A 16,874-nucleotide genomic window follows, 5' to 3' on the forward strand; every position below is an offset into this window, starting at 1 on the left:
CCCCTCCTTCTTTTCATATCATGGAGCAACGCCTTGTGTCTGTAGCCGCCTCCATGCAGAGTTACGATCTGGGCGGCTTCAGTCAGCCGCCGCGCGCAGCTTCGCGTTCAAGCGCCCTGCGAGGAACAGCTGGGAAGGCATGTTGTTGAAAGGCGGGCGCGGTTCGCCAAAACCCCAGGCGATCTTCAGTTCGCTCTGGAGAGGCCTTCGTACTCTTTGAGAAGATCGCCGGTGACGCGCTCCCAAGTGAAGCAGCTGAACGCCCGCTGGCGCGCGGCCCGGCCCATGGCTTCTCTGGCGACATCATTCTCAAGCATCTCAAGAAGCGCTCGCGCCAAGGCCGGCGCATCGTTCTTGGCGACCAGCAGCCCCGTCTCGCCATCCTTGACGGTTTCGACTACGGCTCCGGACCGGCTGGCCACGACGGGAGCGCCCGCCGCCATCGCCTCCACGGGAGGTATGCCGAAACCTTCATCCCAAATTGGGGGAAAGGCGAAGATGTCCGCGTCGAAATAGCGGTCGACCAGCTCCGCGCGCGGGATCATGCCGAGAAATGCGACTTTGGGGGCGACGTCCGCCGTCAGGAGAGACTTCAAATGGGATAGATAGTCGCTGCCATACCAAGGAGCGAGGCTCGAAATTGTCGCCTTATCCGCAAGGTCAAAGTTCTCGCTGAGCGGATAGCCGCCATGGGGGCCGACGACGTCCAGGCGGACGCGAGGGTAGCGCTGAACGACCATGCTGAAGGCGTCCAGCAAAATGTGGATTCCCTTATGAGGCGAAACGGCGCCGGCATATAATATCCGCTTCTCCTCGCGCTGACTGCCGACCCGGTAATCCCTGTCGCGACTGAACTCTTCGGCGTCGATGCCGTTGTAGGCGGTCACCACGCGATTGGCGATCATCGGGAAATCCCGGCGGGTTTTCTGGGTGATGTAATTGCTGACTGTGGCTATCAGATCGACATTCCGGAGACGCCGCGCGAGAGTGGGATAATCGTTCTGCGAAAACCACTCGGCGTGCAGTTGCAGGACAATTTTCACTTTGGGATTGAAGGACCGAATCACAGAAACATATTGCGAGCTGTGCTGGACGTGAATGATGTCGCAGCGCTGCTTTTGGAGATCGGCCGCAACCTGGCGGCCATACGCGGGAAACGACCAGGCAGCGGAGGATGCGGGCGTTGTCGTCATTCCGAGTTTCATGAGTTCGCGTCCAGTTTTATAAAGGACGCGGTCTCTCATGTTTGGAGGGAAGAAGTGGAAGCGCACCCCGCGGTCAACCAAATATGTGGGAGCGCCGCCATGCCGGTGTTGCTGCCCGTAGACAACGACCTCGCAGAACTTAGCGAGGCAACCAACTGTCCCGTAGGTGCAAGCTCCCACCGAGGTTTGGTACGGCGGCAGGATGACATCAATCGGCTGGTTGACGAACGCTACCCTCATCGTCATGCGATCCGCAATTTTCCGGTACGGTTTGACGCTGCGCAGGTCGGAATTTAGTCTTAGGGAACGCTGTATTTTCGGACGTGGCCGGTTCGCGGTCTCGTGATACTCCGTCTACAATAACTATTCCTCCGCAATTGGCACGGCGTCAACAACGGAAAAATCTTGAAGCAGCGATGGAGCGTTGAGCTCTGTCGCGTTGAAAACGGAAGCGCGGCAAATAATCAGGCTGAATGGACGGCGCCGAACTCCCTGACCATCATCGCAATGCGGCGGCGCATCGATCGAGTTGCGAAGCGCCGGCGTTCGGTTGCGCCCAAAGTTGAGAAAGGTTTGCGCATAATGAAAGCGATGATTTTTGAAGGCCCGCGCAAACCTCTGGTTTTCCGGGAAACGCCCATGCCTCAACCTGACGAAGATCAGGTCCTGATCCGCGTCCGCGCCTGCGCCGTCTGCCGCACGGATCTCCACATCATTGACGGCGAACTTGCGCAGCCGAAGCTTCCGCTTATCCCCGGCCATGAAATCGTCGGCGTGGTGGCGGGCAAAGGCGCGCGGGTCGATCGCTTCAAACTGGGGGATCGCGTTGGCGTCCCGTGGCTCGGCTGGACCTGCGGCGTCTGTGAGTTCTGCCGTTCGGGTCGAGAAAATCTATGCGATAAAGCGGGCTTTACGGGCTACCAGATCGACGGCGGATTTGCGCAATTCACCGTCGCAAATCAGCGTTTCTGTTTTGCGCTTCCCGATTTCTATACTGACGTTGAAGCGGCTCCGTTGCTTTGCGCCGGATTGATCGGCTATCGCTCGCTGCGCCTCGCCGGGGAAGGGCGCCGTCTCGGCATTTATGGCTTTGGCGCCGCGGCGCATATCGTCGCTCAGGTAGCCGAGCATCAGGGCTGGGAGATCTACGCCTTCACCCGGCCGGGCGATGCGGCGGCCGAGGATTTTGCGCGGGAGCTCGGCGCCGTCTGGGCTGGCGGCTCGTTGACGCCCCCGCCTCAGCCCCTTGACGCGGCGCTGATCTTTGCGCCTGTGGGGTCGCTGGTTCCGGCCGCGCTCCGCGCGCTGGGAAAAGGGGGAACCGTTGTGTGCGGCGGCATCCACATGAGCGACATACCCGCATTCCCCTATGCCGACCTATGGGAGGAGCGGGTCATCCGCTCCGTGGCCAATCTGACGCGCCGGGACGCCGAGGAGTTCCTTGCCCTGGCGCCGCAGGTTCCCGTCAAAACAAGGACGGTTTCCTATCCGTTGGAACGAGCCAATGAGGCGCTCGACGATCTTCGTCACAGCCGCATCTCCGGCGCCGCCGTTCTCACGCCGCCGCCGGTAGAATGATTGGCTAGCGCATGACCCTTCGGCTGCGTCGCGGCGCATTCTCCGACGCGCCGGAAGATTGTGCTATGGAGCATCGCCAAGGGGCCAAGCTGCGCGTGCGCAAGCCAGGCGCGTAATGGAGAGGCGATGACAGCCAAGATCAGGATCGAGCCCAGCGATATCTTCCTCGTCGTAGACGTCCAAAACGACTTTTGTCCCGGCGGCCGCCTGCCTGTTCCGCATGGCGATGAAGTTGTCGCGCCGATCAATCGCCTCGCGCGGAGTTTTGATCATGTGGTGCTGACGCAGGACTGGCATCCGCCCGCGCATCGCTCCTTCGCCGCCTCGCATCAGGGACGAGAAGTTTACGAAGCAATCGAAGCGGATTACGGCGCGCAGATCCTGTGGCCCGACCATTGCGTCTGGGGAACGCCCGGCGCGGCGTTCCATGAGGATTTGAGGATCCCGCATGCGGAGCTGATCCTGCGCAAAGGTTTTAGGCCGGCTATCGATTCCTATTCGGCTTTCTTCGAGAGCGATCGCACAACGCCGACAGGGCTCGCCGGCTATTTGCGCGAACGCGGATTTCAAAGGGTTTTTCTCGCGGGGCTCGCCTTTGACTTCTGCGTGCGCTATTCAGCGCAGGATGCGCAACGCCAAGGATTCGCAGCCATCGTCATTGAGGATGCCTGCCGGGGAATTGATATGGATGGCTCCGTACAGGCGACCCGAGAGAGTTTCGTCGCGCAAGGCGTCAGGGTTGTCGCGGCTGAAGCCATCGGCTAGAGCGTTAGCCGGAGTTTGGGTCAGATCATGCATTAAAACATCTAAAGACGCGTCGGGCCAGCGCGCCCGATTGAAGCAATTGCCCTAGCGTCGTCGGGCGCCGACCCCGACTTAGATCTTCTCCATCAGGCATCAACGTGACGTCGATTATTTCCGTTTCCGATCTGACAAAGACCTACGCTTCCGGTTTCCAGGCGCTGAAGGCTGTTAATCTCGAGATCCGCCAGGGCGAGATATTCGCTTTGCTCGGGCCAAACGGCGCGGGCAAAACGACGCTGATCAACATCATCTGCGGGATCGTCAACCCAACGAGCGGCGTTGCGCTGGCGGGCGGGCATGACATCGTTCGCGACTACCGAGCCGCGCGATCAAAGATCGGCCTCGTGCCGCAGGAGCTATCGACGGACTCGTTCGAGACGGTGTTGGCCACGGTCCGATTCAGCCGCGGTCTTTTCGGCAAAGCCGCCAACGAGGCCTATATCGAAAAGGTGCTGAGGGACCTGTCCTTGTGGGACAAGAAAGACAATAAGATCATGACATTGTCGGGCGGCATGAAGCGCCGCGTCATGATCGCCAAGGCGTTATCGCATGAACCGACAATTTTGTTTCTCGACGAGCCTTCGGCGGGCGTTGACGTCGAGCTTCGGCGGGATATGTGGGAGATGGTGCGATCCTTGCGCGCCACCGGAGTCACTATCATCCTCACAACCCATTACATCGAAGAGGCCGAAGAAATGGCTGACCGGATCGGGGTGATTCGCAAGGGCGAAATCATTCTGGTTGAGGATAAGGCGACCTTGATGGAGAAGTTCGGCGAGAAGCAGCTGACGCTTGCGCTGCGCAGCAGATTGGAGCGCATTCCGAAGGAGCTTTCGGGGTTCAAGCTAGAGCTGTCGGCGGATGGATGTCAGCTCGTTTACACGTTTGACGCGGAAGGCGATGGAACGGGAATCGCCGCGTTGATGAGGCAGCTTGGCGAACTTGGGATCGATTTCAAGGATCTTCACACGCGCCAAAGCTCGCTCGAAGAAATTTTCGTCAGTCTGGTGAGGGCGTAGCCATGAATGTTCACGCCATCCGAGCGATCTACCTTTTTGAGATGGCCCGCACCTGGCGCACCTTGCTGCAAAGCATCGTTTCGCCTGTGATCTCGACGGCGCTCTATTTCATCGTCTTTGGCGCAGCCATCGGCGCGCATATGACGTCGATTGATGGGGTCAGCTACGGAGCCTTCATCGTGCCGGGGCTGATCATGCTTTCGCTGCTGACGCAGAGCATCGCCAACGCGTCCTTCGGCATATTCTTCCCGAAATTTACGGGGACGATCTATGAGATTCTTTCGGCCCCGGCTTCAGCTGTAGAGATCGTCTGCGGCTATGTCGGCGCCTCTGCGACCAAGTCTATTCTTATCGGCGTCATCATCCTCATCACCGCAAGGCTGTTCGTGGCGTTCGACGTAGCGCATCCATTTTGGATGCTGAGTTTCCTGATTCTCACCGCCATCACTTTCAGTCTGTTCGGATTCATCATCGGCATATGGGCCGAAGGGTTTGAAATGCTGCAATTGACGCCGCTGCTGATTGTGACGCCGCTGACGTTTTTGGGCGGCAGCTTCTATTCCATCGATATGTTGCCGCCGTTCTGGCGAACGGTCACCTTGGCCAATCCGGTCGTCTACCTCGTCAGCGGATTTCGCTGGAGTTTTTATGAGACGTCCGACGTCAGCGTCGGCGTCAGCCTCGGGATGACCCTCGCCTTTCTGATTCTGTGTCTGGCGGCGATCTGGTGGATTTTCAGGACGGGATATAAGCTCAGAGCCTGATTGCGGGCGCGAGCGCGGCGCCGACGATCAAAGCGCCAGAAAGGCGATGCTCGCGACCAGCATGACGGCTGTCGCCAACCATCCAATTGCGGTCATCGGCCACGGCAGGACAAGCTCTCCCATGATGCGCCGGTTGTTGGCGATCAGCAACATCGCCATCATGAGGGGCGCTGCCAGAAGACCGTTCAGGACCGCGCTCCAGTAAAGCGCCTTGATCGGATCGATGCCTACAAAATTAAGCGCGAGACCAATGAGCGTCGCCAGCGCAATGACGCCATAAAAGGCGCGGGCGTCCTCGAGTTTGCGGTCGAGGCCTTCTACCCAATCGAAGGTCTCGCAGACGGCATAGGCGGCGGACCCAGCCAGCACTGGCACGGCCAAAAGTCCTGCGCCGATAATGCCGGCGGCGAATATGACGAAGGTCAGGGGCCCGGCGATCGGACGCAACGCTTCGGCCGCTTGCGCGGATGTCTGTATTTCGGTCATTCCGCTGGCGTGCAGGGTCGCCGCCGTGGCGAGGATGATGAACAAGGAGATCAGGTTGGAGAGCCCCATGCCCACCCAGGTGTCGATGCTCATGCGTTGAAACTCGGGAGCCGCTTTGCCTGGGGTGATGTAGAGCGGGTTCGTCGCTCGGCGGAGTTGTTCCTCGATTTCCTGCGAGGCCTGCCAAAAGAAGAGATAAGGACTGATGGTGGTGCCGAGCACCGCGACAATGGCCATCGCATGTGCGGAATCAAGTACGACCGTCGGAATGAAAATGCTCTTGAGCGCTTCGCCCCATGGAACCTCCACGGCTATGACGACGACGACATAAGAAAACAGCGAAAGCGTCATCCATTTCAACACCGCCGCATATCGGGCGTAATTCAAAAACACCTGGAGAAGAATGCAGATTGCCGCGAATGCGATCGTATAGATCAGCGCGGGGCCGCCGACGAGAAGCTGAAGCGCCGAACCCATCGCGCCAAGGTCTGCTCCGAGATTGGCGACGTTGGCGATCAGCAACAGCAATACGATGATTCGCAGCAGCCAGCGCGGATAGTGACGGCGCAAATTCTGCGCGATGCCGCGTCCCGTTACGCACCCGATGCGGGCGGCGATCGCCTGCGTCACCGCCATCAGCGGATAACTGAACAGCATGATCCATGACAGCTGATAGCCAAATTGCGCGCCGACCTGGCTATAGGTCGCAATTCCGCTGGGGTCGTCGTCCGCAGCGCCCGTCACGAGACCAGGTCCCAAGGCTCGGAAGACGGTGCGCAAAGCTCCGCCGCGCGGCGCCTCTTCGTTATCTGCGTCGATGCGATCGGTCATCTGATCCCAATTTGAAAACGGGCGGCGACCGCGAGAACAGTTGAGGCGGAGTGGGCGTTTTGGCTAAGCGCCAACCGCAACAAAACGCCCACAACCTAAAGGTTGACGCAGGAACAGCCTTTCCGAACGCGGCCCTACAATCGGTGCACCGGTCGGGCCCATTCAGCGAGGTGGGGCTGGAGCTCGTGATCCGGCGTATTGGTCAGATCCTTGGCGAGCGCGCCGCGCAGCTTCTCTTTGGTCGAAATGTCGAGGCTATCGCGCAGGTCGTTCAAAATATGGCTGGGCGCGACGAGCACGAGTTCTCGAAATTCCTCCCGCTTGGAAGCCTCAACCAGCAGATGAGCGACATGCTTTGCGAAGAGTTCCTTGGCGGCTTCATGGGGATCCGTGCGGGGCGTCACGCCATGATGCGCCGATGACCCGCTCTCATCGACGCGGCCCGGCCTGTCGGTTCCAAGATCAGACGATCGCAGATGGGCGGTCGCGGAATCGATCCGGTCCACGGTGCGCAGCGCGCCATCCTCCGCCGGCGCAACAATCCGCGCATGCTCCCCATCGGCGACAATGAACCATAGTCTGTGCTGTTTTGGCATAACGTACTTTTCCTCAACGCTTGCGCGGCCGGTCACCGCGCGCGGCCCCTTCGCAAACGGCGACGCTAGAGTCGCCCCGCTCGCGTAACGGCTGAGCCGGCGTTCCGTTCCGGCCGCGCTGCAAGATCGATCTGTCTTGCTTGAGGCTGGGCGAACCTTCAGCGCCGCGCCGGTCCCGTCTGCGCTCCGATCAGGACAAAGGGTCTGATAGTTACGCCGTGCTGCCGGGAAGGCCGGAGAGAAAAGAGTGCAGTTGAGCGACTACGGCGGCTCCCTCGCCGATTGCCCCGCCGACCCGTTTGACCGAGCCGGACCTGGCATCGCCTACTGCGAACACGCCCCGGACGCTCGATTGCAGCGGCAAGTCGAGACGAGCCTCCGCTTGCGTCGAATTACCCTTCGGCGCCGCATCGAAGCCGGTTCGGACGAACCCCTTATCGTCGAGCGCCACGCCGCAGTCGTCTAGCCAGGCCGTCGCCGGATCCGCGCCGATGAACAGGAAGACATTGCGGATCGGCAATTCCGTCTCCTTGCCGCTTGGAGCGTGGCGCCATTTTACGCCTTCCAGCCTTTTCTCGATTGAGCCTTCGAGAGCGACGATTTCGGTCCGGGCGAGCAGTTCTATGTTTGGCGTGGATGCAATGCGATCGATCAAATAACGCGACATGGTGGCGGCGAGCCCTTCGCCTCGCACCAACATCCATATCTTTTTGGCGTAGGCGGCGAGGAAGACGGCGGCTTGCCCGGCCGAATTGCCGCCGCCGACCAGAACGATTTCCTCTTGCCGGCACATCCGCGCCTCGATCGGCGAGACCCAATACCAGACGCCGCGGCCTTCGAATTCCTCAAGGCGCGGAATATTCGGCCGCCGGTAGCGGGCCCCGGACGCGACGACGACAGCGCGCGCCTCGATTTTGCGGCCGTCCGCCAGATCCAGCGTCAGGGGCGAGGCCGAGCAATTGAGCCGGGTGACTTCGGTTGGGATCGCCATGTCGGCGCCGAATTTCAGCGCCTGCACAAATGCCCGCCCGGCAAGAGCCTGCCCTGAGATCCCGGTTGGAAATCCAAGATAGTTTTCGATGCGCGCGCTGGCTCCCGCCTGTCCGCCAAAGGCGCGCGAGTCGAGGACGGTCACAGACAGCCCTTCCGATGCGCCGTAGACAGCCGTCGCAAGACCGGCGGGTCCGGCTCCGACAATCGCCACGTCGTAGATGCGGTCGGAAGCGTCCGTTCCCGCCACGCCGAGGCAACGCGCAAGCTCCCCTTCGCTCGGATTTTTGAGCACCGTGCCATCGGGACAGACAACCAGCGGCAGGTCCGACAGCTGCGGCGAATAGCGCTCGATGAGCGCTTTCGCGTCTTTGTCCTCATCCGGGTCAAGCACCTGATGCGGGTGTCCATTGCGCGCGAGGAAGCCTTGCAGCCGCAGCATGTCGCGGTTCAACGCTGGCCCGATCAAAACGGGGCCGCCGGCGCCGCTCTCGATCAAGGAGACCCGGCGCAGGATCAACGCCCGGACGATCCGCTCGCCGAGCTCCGCCTCGGCGATCAGCACCGCGCGCAAATTATAGGGCGCAATCACCAGCGCCTCGACGTCAGTCTTGGCGTTTGCGTCGATCAGCGACGGGGCGCCGGATAATTGGCCGATTTCGGCAAGAAAGTCGCCCGGCACTCTCTGCCCGATCGGAAGAATGTGATCCAAACCATCGTGTGACGCGATAACGATCGTCCCAGATAGCACGACCACCATTCCTGGGCTGGGTTCGCCAGTAGCGAATAAGCGGCTTCCTGCGGGGTATCGGCGGACTTCGCCGAAGCGGCGCAGCCGATCGATCTCCTCCGGCCGAAGCTTCGGAAACATCTGGTCATAACGCGCTTCGAACGTAGACATGATAGATCCCTATAAGTTGCATTAAGCATAACAGTAGAAACTTCTGGATGCTGTCTCGTTTTTGGTAAAGTCTTTACCTGCTGTGGTCTAGCCTGTTCCATTACCGATATTTTTTTAGCGCATTTACGCTCGCATGGCGTGTACGGCAAAGATCAGCCACAATTCGGATCTCTTAATAAATACTTAAAGACTAAGGCGAAGCTTTAACAAAATGTGAGGCTTGGTGGTCCGCCACGCGGGCGCAATGAGGGATCAGAACCATGAGCGAGCCTGTTACGAAACGGCAGCCAATGATCGATTTGGAAGAGTTTGAAAGGCGCCTGCGCCGGCCACGCCCTATGAACCAAATGGATGGCGAACCCCTCGCCGAACTGATCCATCTCTTTCGCGGCCATGAAATCCTCGACGCCGGACAGCCTTCCGCGCAAGCGCGCGAAGATGCATCGACTGAGGCTGAAGCGCAATCGCCTCTCATCGGCGGCGACTTTGCCGAGATCGAGGCCGCTCTGCTGGCCGCCCAACGCGCTGCAGGGCCATTGGCGACCACAGAGGCGAATGCGGAACCCGTTCGCGAAGCTGAAGCCGAGGCGCCGCTGATTAGCGGCGATTTCTCGGAGATCGAGGCCGGATTGCTGAGCGCGCTGCAACAGGACGCCGCGCCGATGTCGATGGCGACCGGAGCCGAGACTTTTCTGCCGATCACCATCGATGCGCCGGACTATTTGCGCGATGTGAATGAAACAATGACGTCGCGGCTGAGCGGCGCGGCGGAGGTCCGCTCGCGCCGTCCGCTGTATTTCATGGCGGCGATCGTGCTTGCGGGAATTGGCGGAGTCGCCGGCCTGGCGATTCATTCCGGTTCGAAGCGCGACGTCCCGGCTCAGCCCGAGGTTGCAACCATCAAGGCTCAGCCCGGAGCCGCCAAGTTTGCCGCGCCTGAGACGGACGCCGCGGATGCGGGCAACGCTTCGTCAACCGAGAATGCAGCGACCCAAGACGCGTCCAACCTTGCTCCCTCGCCGCAATCATTCTCCACCGCCGGCATTGCCGGACAAGAAAAAACGCCGCGCGTGATCGCGCTGACCGAGCCAACGGGCCCGGCGGCGAGCGAGCCCGTGACTGAAGCGCCGAGCATCCTCGCGCCGCCGGCGCCGAGTTTTGCGGCGCCGGTCGAGGGCGCGGCTGCGATCGAACCCAAAAGGGTAAAGACGGCGTCGGTCAGGCCGGACGGCTCTGTCATTTCCCAGGACGCGGCGCTCCAGGATTTCTCTAACCAAAACGCTCCCCCAAAAAATTCTATCCCGAAGGCATCGCTTCCCAAAGACGCGACGGCTCACGCCGCAGCAAAGGCCGCGCCTCTTCCCGTGCCGCGCGAGGCTTCCGCCGCCAAAACCCCGGCGGCGAAAGCGGCCGCCCATGCGACGACGACAGCAAAACCCTCCGCCACGGCCGCATTGACCGGGGGCCCCCAGCCCGCGCACAAAGCGAACGCGGACGCCGCGAAGCCGGCGAGCGCGACGGACGCCAAGCCGGCTCAGGTCGTTGACGCTGGCCCCGTCGCAGCTCCACCGTCGCCAAAACAGCCGGCCTCGGGGGGCGATGGGCCGTTCGGCATCGTAAATTCCGCAGTGAATTCAATCACAGGCGCTACCTCGAAGCTGCTGGATTGGGGCAAAACAGGTCCGCAATGATCGCTTGCGATCAACGGCGATGACGGATTTGCGCATGATCGGTGGACTTCAGCCGATCATGCGTCGTTCCGACAGCTGAAAGCTACCCTGTTTGAAGCGCTTGGCGGAACGCGTCGTTCTGGCCTGGCTCGCGAGGGTCGCTCCGACCGGTCGCCGGCCTTACCGAAATCCTCATTCGTCATGCACATGATCGCGCCGTCCCGCGATCGTGTTTTTTGCGTTGGGCCGACGGATGGGCGCGCAGCATAAATTCTTGCCGCTCGATACGCCGAAAATCACTCAATTTTTAGGCAGGACTGCGGCAATGGCGCCTGTTCTGCTCTGGACCGCCCAGCGCGGGCGGAGCTGAGGCGGCATATTGACGCTGCCGCGCAGCAAATCATTGTACGCAACGGAAATTGCCGCCATTTTTGGTTCCAGAAGATCGTCTGAATATGACTTGATGGCCCGTTGCAAGCACGGGTTCACGAGAAATAAACGGACCCGCCGCGGGCGAGAGGCGCTGAAGCAGTGCGAGCCTCGTCCGAGGCGCAGTTGACTTATCGGATCAGGCTGAAGTCATCCGCTAAAGCTGGGAAATTTCGAAATGACGAAGCACGACGTTCCAGGCATTGGCAATTATTACGGCCCCGCGGGCGGATGGGGGGCGCTCCATGCGGTAGCAAAAGCGATTAAGGAGCAATCCGCCGTTGGAACGGACGTGCGCGCGCTTCTCAAGGCCAATCAGCCGACAGGGTTTGACTGCCCCGGCTGCGCTTGGCCTGATCCAAATCATCGATCCTCATTTGAGTTTTGCGAGAACGGCGCCAAGGCCGTCGCGTGGGAGGCGACGGCAAAGCGCACGCTGCCCGAATTTTTCATAAGCCATACGGTATCCGAACTCTGGACTTGGACGGATTTCGAGCTGGAAGGAGCGGGACGGCTTACCCATCCGATGGTCTATGATCGTCAGAGCGACCGCTATGTCGCAATCGAATGGGACGAAGCATTCCGGCGCATAGGAGAGGGGCTAAAAGCTATCCCCGACCCCGACGCGGTGGAGTTTTACACCTCTGGACGCGCCTCGAACGAGGCTGCTTTTCTGTATCAGCTTTTCGTTCGCGAATTCGGCACCAATAATTTCCCCGATTGCTCGAACATGTGCCACGAGGCGACGAGCGTTGGTCTGCCGGAATCGGTCGGCGTTGGCAAAGGCACGGTTACGCTCAAGGACTTTGATCATTGCGATGCGATCTTCTGCATCGGACATAATCCGGGAACCAACCACCCTCGAATGCTCGCGACGCTGCGGGAGGCGGCAAAGCGAAACGTTCCAATCGTCGTCTTCAACCCTCTGCGCGAGCGCGGACTTGAGCGCTTTGCTTCGCCGCAAAGTCCGTTTGAAATGTTAACGATGCGCTCCACGGACATCGCCACCGCATATTATCAGGTCAAGGTGGGCGGCGACGCCGGCCTCCTGAAAGGGATGATGAAGGCTGTCCTCGCCACCGATGCGGAATCTCTGGAGTCCGGCGGAGAAGGAGTTCTCGATCGCGCGTTCATCGCCGAGCATACGACCGGATTCGATGCTCTTGTTGCCGATCTCGAAAAGACAACTTGGGAGGAGATCGAACAGAGCTCTGGATTAAAGCGGGAGGATATCGAGGCGGCTGCGGCCGTCTACGTCAAGGCCGAACGCGTCATCCTCTGCTATGGGATGGGCATAACCCAGCATCGGCGCGGCACCTCCAATGTCCAGCAGCTCGCCAATCTTCTGCTGCTGAGAGGCAATATCGGCCGCGAGGGCGCCGGGATCTGTCCGTTGCGCGGCCATTCCAATGTGCAGGGCGATCGCACCGTTGGGATCACGGAAATTCCGACGGAGGCTTTTTTGAGCCAGCTCGACAGCGTGTTCGACATAAAATCTCCGCGAGGCAAAGGACACAACGCCGTCGAGGCCGTCGAGGCCATCAGCGAAGGCAGATCGAAAGCGATGATCTGCCTTGGCGGCAATCTGGCGGTCGCCATGCCCGATCCCGACATCACTTTCCCGGCGATGCGAAAGCTTGACCTCGTGGTGCATATCGCGACCAAGCTGAATCGCAGTCACCTCCTCACCGCAAAAGAATCCTTCATTCTGCCGTGCCTCGGCCGGACGGAGATCGACGTCCAAGAGAGCGGGCCGCAGGCGGTCACCGTCGAAGATTCCATGTCGATGGTGCACGCGTCTCGCGGCGGATTGAAGCCCGCGTCGGAGCATCTGCGCTCCGAACCCGCGATTGTCGCCGGCCTTGCGAAAGCTGCTCTTCGCCATACCAAAGTGGATTGGGACCATTTGGTTGCGGACTACGGACGCATCCGCGACAAGATCGAAGCAGTGTTTTCCGATTTTGCTGGATATAACGAGAAGATTCTCAGTCCTGGCGGCTTTCGCCTCCGCGTTGCATCTTCCGAGCGGCAATGGCTGACGGATTCGGGCAAGGCGAATTTTCTCGTTGTCAAAGGCGTCGCCGAAGATCCGCCTGCGACGGTGGAGGACAGCCTCACGCTGACGACGATCCGCAGCCACGACCAATATAATACGACGATCTACAGCCTCAACGATCGCTATCGCGGCGTCACCGGCCGGCGAGACGTCATCTTTGTGAGCCCGAAGGATTTGGAGGATCGCGGCCTCAAACACGGCGATAAAGTGGATTTGGAAGCCTTGGACGAGCCCGGAACGAACATGGAGCCGCGTGCGCTGCGCGGCTTCACGGCGGTGTCCTACAACATCGCCGAAGGTTCGATCGCCGCCTATTATCCCGAGGGGAACGTATTGGTGGCGCTACATTCCTTTGATCCGAAAAGCGGCACGCCAGCTTATAAGTCCATTCCGGTGACGCTTAGGGCGGCAAATGACGCGCACCGAAGCGATGCTCTCCCGAGATTGGCTCAGCTTTAGGTCAACTGGGGAGCGGCGAAAAAAAGGCGCAAACTTTTCCGGCCGGCTTTTTGACCTAATCCAAGAGACGGTCGGCGCGATCGATCCGATTTAAGGCGCTCCTCCATGGGATGGCCATGATGGTCAGCGTCAGAACTATCGATCCTCGCTCGCGACATCGTTCACTTGGGCGGTGGGGACTTCTGCTGCCGCAGCCTTGCTCGTTGGGCTGCGCAGGACGCAAAATTTAACTATATGAATGCGGTCTGGTAAGTAACGTCCGACAAGGAGCCCCTTCAAACGGCGGGGGCTCGCATCCGGGCGAGGCAGAGTCGCTCGGGCATTCGGTCGAAGGCGTCCATCAGAAAAGGTCGCAGCATGAACCCAAGGATCAAAAAGCTCAGCGCATGCGCAGGCGCCAGCCCCTACTGGGATATCGAAGGAGTAGTCGCGGATCTGCGCAATTTGCGATTGAAGGATCACGAGAGGCGAGAAGGGCCCTGCAAACTACCGTCCCGCAAGGCGTTGATCGGCATCACGGAGGGCCTTAGCGCCGCTCTATTCCCCAACCGTCTGGGACTGCCCGACCTAACCGGCGAGGGGGTCGATTTCTTTGTCGGACACACGCTCGATGTGACCTTGAGGGAATTGCTCAAGCAGATTCGCCTTGAGTTCGAATTCAGGTCGGGCCGCGACGACATCAGCAAAAGCGATTTCGACCGGGCGATCAAAGTCACTCATGCCTTCGCCAGCGAGTTGCCGCGAGTGCGCTGTTTGCTGGAAACCGACATACGCGCGGCCTACGACGGCGACCCGGCGGCGCACAGCATCGACGAAGTGCTGATTTGCTACCCGGGCGTCACGGCGATGATTCATCACCGGCTCGCTCATGTTCTCTATGGGCTTGATGCGCCGCTGTTGTCGCGCATGATCGCCGAAATCGCGCATTCAACGACAGGGATCGACATTCATCCCGGCGCCCAGATCAGCGAGAGCTTTTTCATCGACCACGGCACCGGGGTCGTGATCGGGGAAACGACGGTCATCGGCCAGCGGGTGCGTCTTTATCAGGCCGTTACGCTGGGGGCCAAGCGCTTTCCGACGGACGATCATGGCGCATTGATGAAGGGCGGCGCCCGCCATCCGATCGTCGAAGACGACGTCGTGATCTACGCCGGCGCGACTATACTTGGCCGCATCACCATCGGCCGCGGCTCCTCCATCGGCGGCAACGTCTGGTTGACGCGGAGCGTGCCTCCCGGCAGCACGATCTCGCAGGCGCACGTGCGCAGCGAACATTTCCATGACGGCGGCGGCATTTGAGTTGTTTGCTGCGTATCCGCTTCAGGAAGGCGCGGCGCTCAGTCGTTGAACTCGCGCCCCGCCCGCACTTCTTTCACGTAGCCGGCGCGGATGGTGAAGTCGCCGAAGTGCTCGCCCGCGCGCCTGTCACGGGCATAATGGGCGGCGACCTCGGCGATCGCCGCCAGAATGGAGTCCTCGCCGATATTTTCGAGATACATTTTGTTCAGGCGCTCGCCGTGAAAGCCGCCGCCGAAATAGAGATTGTATTTGCCGGGGGCGCGGCCGGTAAGGCCGATTTCCGCAACATAGGGCCGCGCGCAGCCATTGGGGCAGCCAGTCATGCGAATGGTGATCGGCTCCTTCTCCAGCGCGTTGTCGGCGAGGATCTTTTCGATCTTGGTGACGAGCGAGGGCAGATAGCGTTCGCTCTCCGCCATCGCGAGGCCGCAGGTCGGCAGTGCGACGCAAGCCATGGAATTTAAGCGCAAAGCGCTCTGCTTATTGCGTTGATCCAGCCCATATGCTTTCAGCAGCGCTGCAATCTTCGGACGCGCTTTTGCCGGAATATCGGCGATCACGAGATTCTGGTTGGGCGTCAGCCGGAATGAGCCGGCATGAACCTCGGCGATGGCGCGTAGCCCGTCGAGAAGCGCAAAACCCTCGCGATTGACGATACGACCGTTCTCGATGAACAGAGTGAAATGGTGGCGGCCATCCTTGCCCTTAGCCCAGCCGAGCGCGTCGCCATTGGTCGTGAAGTGGAAAGGCCGCGCCGGCTCAAAGACGAAACCCATTCGTGTCTCGATGTCCTGCTTGACCCAATCCAGCCCAAGATCGTCGATCGTATATTTGAAACGGGCGTGAGCGCGGTCGACGCGATCGCCATGGTCGCGCTGGACGCCGAGCACGGCGTCGGCGGCGGCGAGCAGTCCGTCTTTGGGAATGAATCCAATCACGTCGCCAAGCCGCGGATATGTCTTGGGCGCTTGGTCCGTGCGACCCATGCCGCCGCCGATCACGACATTATAGCCTTCGAGGCCATCACTTCCTGTAATGGCGATGAAGCCGAGATCCTGCGTATAGACGTCGATGTCATTGCTTGGCGGAATGACCAGACCGATTTTGAACTTTCGCGGCAGATACGTCGGGCCATAGAACGGCTCTTCCGGTTCGGACGTCGCCACGCGTTCCTCGCCGTACCAGATTTCGTGATAGGCGCGCATGTTCGGAATGACATGAGCGCTGACCTGCTTGGCAGCATGATAAACTTTGGCGTGAAGCGCGGAAAGCTTCGGATTGATCGAGCACATGACGCCGCGCACATCATCGCCGCAGGCGGAGATCGTATCGATCAGCGCTTCGTGCAAACCCTGGATGGTCGTCTTCAGATTATTCTTCAGCACCCAATGAAATTGAAACGTCTGCCGCGTCGTGACGCGCAGCGAACCAGCGCCGTAAGCCCGCGCGAGTTCGTCTAGCTTTCGCCATTGCGCGGCCGTGCAAACGCCGCCGGGGAGACGCAGGCGGATGAGGAACTGATAAGCAGGCTCAAGCTTCTGGCGGCGGCGCTCGTCGCGCAGGTCCCGATCGTCCTGCACATAGATGCCATGAAACTTCATCAGCTTGTTGTTGTCCTCGCCGGAGACGGCGCCGGTGATCGCGTCGAGGAGCCCCTCTTTGATCGTGCCGCGCAAATAATCGCTGCGCGCCTTCATCCGCTCATCGGGACTTAGCTTGTCAAGCGGCTGCGAGATATCGCGGCTGCGATCCGGATGAGGCAAGGTCTTGGTCATCTCGTCGTC

13 protein-coding genes are annotated in these 16,874 nt (G+C 60.2%); 7 read left to right on the forward strand and 6 right to left on the reverse strand.

Annotated features, from left to right (window positions below):
- Positions 1-185: 185 nt before the first annotated feature.
- Positions 186-1,451 carry a glycosyltransferase family 4 protein gene (locus tag WDN46_03930; protein MEJ0092595.1) on the reverse strand — a complete coding sequence of 422 codons (1,266 nt, stop codon included), beginning with the start codon at positions 1,449-1,451 and terminating at the stop codon, positions 186-188.
- 336 nt (positions 1,452-1,787) lie between these two features.
- Here WDN46_03930 and WDN46_03935 point away from each other — a divergent pair, with 336 nt between their 5' ends.
- From WDN46_03935 to WDN46_03950, 4 genes are all read left to right on the forward strand, one after another.
- A complete protein-coding gene (locus WDN46_03935; GenBank protein MEJ0092596.1) occupies positions 1,788-2,783 on the forward strand; it encodes a zinc-dependent alcohol dehydrogenase family protein in 996 nt (331 codons plus the stop codon).
- A gap of 126 nt (positions 2,784-2,909) precedes the next feature.
- Positions 2,910-3,548 carry a bifunctional nicotinamidase/pyrazinamidase gene (gene pncA / locus WDN46_03940; GenBank protein MEJ0092597.1) on the forward strand — a complete coding sequence of 213 codons (639 nt, stop codon included), beginning with the start codon at positions 2,910-2,912 and terminating at the stop codon, positions 3,546-3,548.
- 137 nt (positions 3,549-3,685) lie between these two features.
- The gene (locus WDN46_03945) at positions 3,686-4,606 is read left to right on the forward strand and encodes an ABC transporter ATP-binding protein (protein MEJ0092598.1); all 921 of its coding nucleotides are present in this window, start codon (positions 3,686-3,688) and stop codon (positions 4,604-4,606) included.
- A 2-nt stretch (positions 4,607-4,608) separates the two neighbouring features.
- Positions 4,609-5,370, forward strand: a complete 762-nt coding sequence (locus WDN46_03950) for an ABC transporter permease (protein ID MEJ0092599.1) — start codon at positions 4,609-4,611, stop codon at positions 5,368-5,370.
- 27 nt (positions 5,371-5,397) lie between these two features.
- Here the strand turns inward: WDN46_03950 and WDN46_03955 are convergent, their stop codons facing one another.
- From WDN46_03955 to WDN46_03965, 3 genes are all read right to left on the reverse strand, one after another.
- Positions 5,398-6,687, reverse strand: coding sequence for a divalent metal cation transporter (locus tag WDN46_03955; GenBank protein ID MEJ0092600.1), 1,290 nt, complete (start codon positions 6,685-6,687; stop codon positions 5,398-5,400).
- 134 nt (positions 6,688-6,821) lie between these two features.
- Positions 6,822-7,319 carry a host attachment protein gene (locus tag WDN46_03960; GenBank protein MEJ0092601.1) on the reverse strand — a complete coding sequence of 166 codons (498 nt, stop codon included), beginning with the start codon at positions 7,317-7,319 and terminating at the stop codon, positions 6,822-6,824.
- Between the two features lie 175 nt (positions 7,320-7,494).
- Entirely contained in the window at positions 7,495-9,174 is a 1,680-nt protein-coding gene (locus WDN46_03965) for an FAD-dependent oxidoreductase (protein MEJ0092602.1), read from the reverse strand.
- 260 nt (positions 9,175-9,434) lie between these two features.
- On the opposite strand from WDN46_03965, the gene WDN46_03970 reads away from it, so the two are divergent.
- On the forward strand, positions 9,435-10,865 hold the full coding sequence (locus WDN46_03970) for a hypothetical protein (protein MEJ0092603.1): 1,431 nt from the start codon (positions 9,435-9,437) through the stop codon (positions 10,863-10,865).
- A 279-nt stretch (positions 10,866-11,144) separates the two neighbouring features.
- On the opposite strand, the gene WDN46_03975 is transcribed toward WDN46_03970, so the two are convergent.
- Positions 11,145-11,321, reverse strand: a complete 177-nt coding sequence (locus WDN46_03975; GenBank protein ID MEJ0092604.1) for a hypothetical protein — start codon at positions 11,319-11,321, stop codon at positions 11,145-11,147.
- A gap of 130 nt (positions 11,322-11,451) precedes the next feature.
- Between WDN46_03975 and WDN46_03980 the strand changes: the two genes are divergently transcribed.
- Positions 11,452-13,788, forward strand: coding sequence for an FdhF/YdeP family oxidoreductase (locus WDN46_03980; protein ID MEJ0092605.1), 2,337 nt, complete (start codon positions 11,452-11,454; stop codon positions 13,786-13,788).
- 357 nt (positions 13,789-14,145) lie between these two features.
- A complete protein-coding gene (gene epsC, locus WDN46_03985) occupies positions 14,146-15,090 on the forward strand; it encodes a serine O-acetyltransferase EpsC (protein MEJ0092606.1) in 945 nt (314 codons plus the stop codon).
- Positions 15,091-15,128: 38 nt separating this feature from the next.
- On the opposite strand, the gene cysI is transcribed toward epsC, so the two are convergent.
- Complete coding sequence (gene cysI / locus WDN46_03990; GenBank protein MEJ0092607.1) at positions 15,129-16,865, reverse strand: assimilatory sulfite reductase (NADPH) hemoprotein subunit; 1,737 nt, start codon at positions 16,863-16,865, stop codon at positions 15,129-15,131.
- Positions 16,866-16,874: the final 9 nt, after the last annotated feature.

This window comes from Methylocella sp. (assembly GCA_037200525.1).
Taxonomy (GTDB): Bacteria; Pseudomonadota; Alphaproteobacteria; order Rhizobiales; family Beijerinckiaceae; genus Methylocapsa.

Coding starts and splice junctions, on each gene's coding strand:
- pncA (MEJ0092597.1), top strand. CDS start 2,910: ATGACAGCCAAGATCAGGATCGAGCCCAGCGATATCTTCCTCGTCGTA.
- WDN46_03955 (MEJ0092600.1), bottom strand. CDS start 6,687: ATGACCGATCGCATCGACGCAGATAACGAAGAGGCGCCGCGCGGCGGA.
- cysI (MEJ0092607.1), bottom strand. CDS start 16,865: ATGACCAAGACCTTGCCTCATCCGGATCGCAGCCGCGATATCTCGCAG.
- WDN46_03930 (MEJ0092595.1), bottom strand. CDS start 1,451: ATGACGATGAGGGTAGCGTTCGTCAACCAGCCGATTGATGTCATCCTG.
- WDN46_03970 (MEJ0092603.1), top strand. CDS start 9,435: ATGAGCGAGCCTGTTACGAAACGGCAGCCAATGATCGATTTGGAAGAG.
- WDN46_03935 (MEJ0092596.1), top strand. CDS start 1,788: ATGAAAGCGATGATTTTTGAAGGCCCGCGCAAACCTCTGGTTTTCCGG.
- WDN46_03980 (MEJ0092605.1), top strand. CDS start 11,452: ATGACGAAGCACGACGTTCCAGGCATTGGCAATTATTACGGCCCCGCG.
- epsC (MEJ0092606.1), top strand. CDS start 14,146: ATGAACCCAAGGATCAAAAAGCTCAGCGCATGCGCAGGCGCCAGCCCC.
- WDN46_03950 (MEJ0092599.1), top strand. CDS start 4,609: ATGAATGTTCACGCCATCCGAGCGATCTACCTTTTTGAGATGGCCCGC.
- WDN46_03965 (MEJ0092602.1), bottom strand. CDS start 9,174: ATGTCTACGTTCGAAGCGCGTTATGACCAGATGTTTCCGAAGCTTCGG.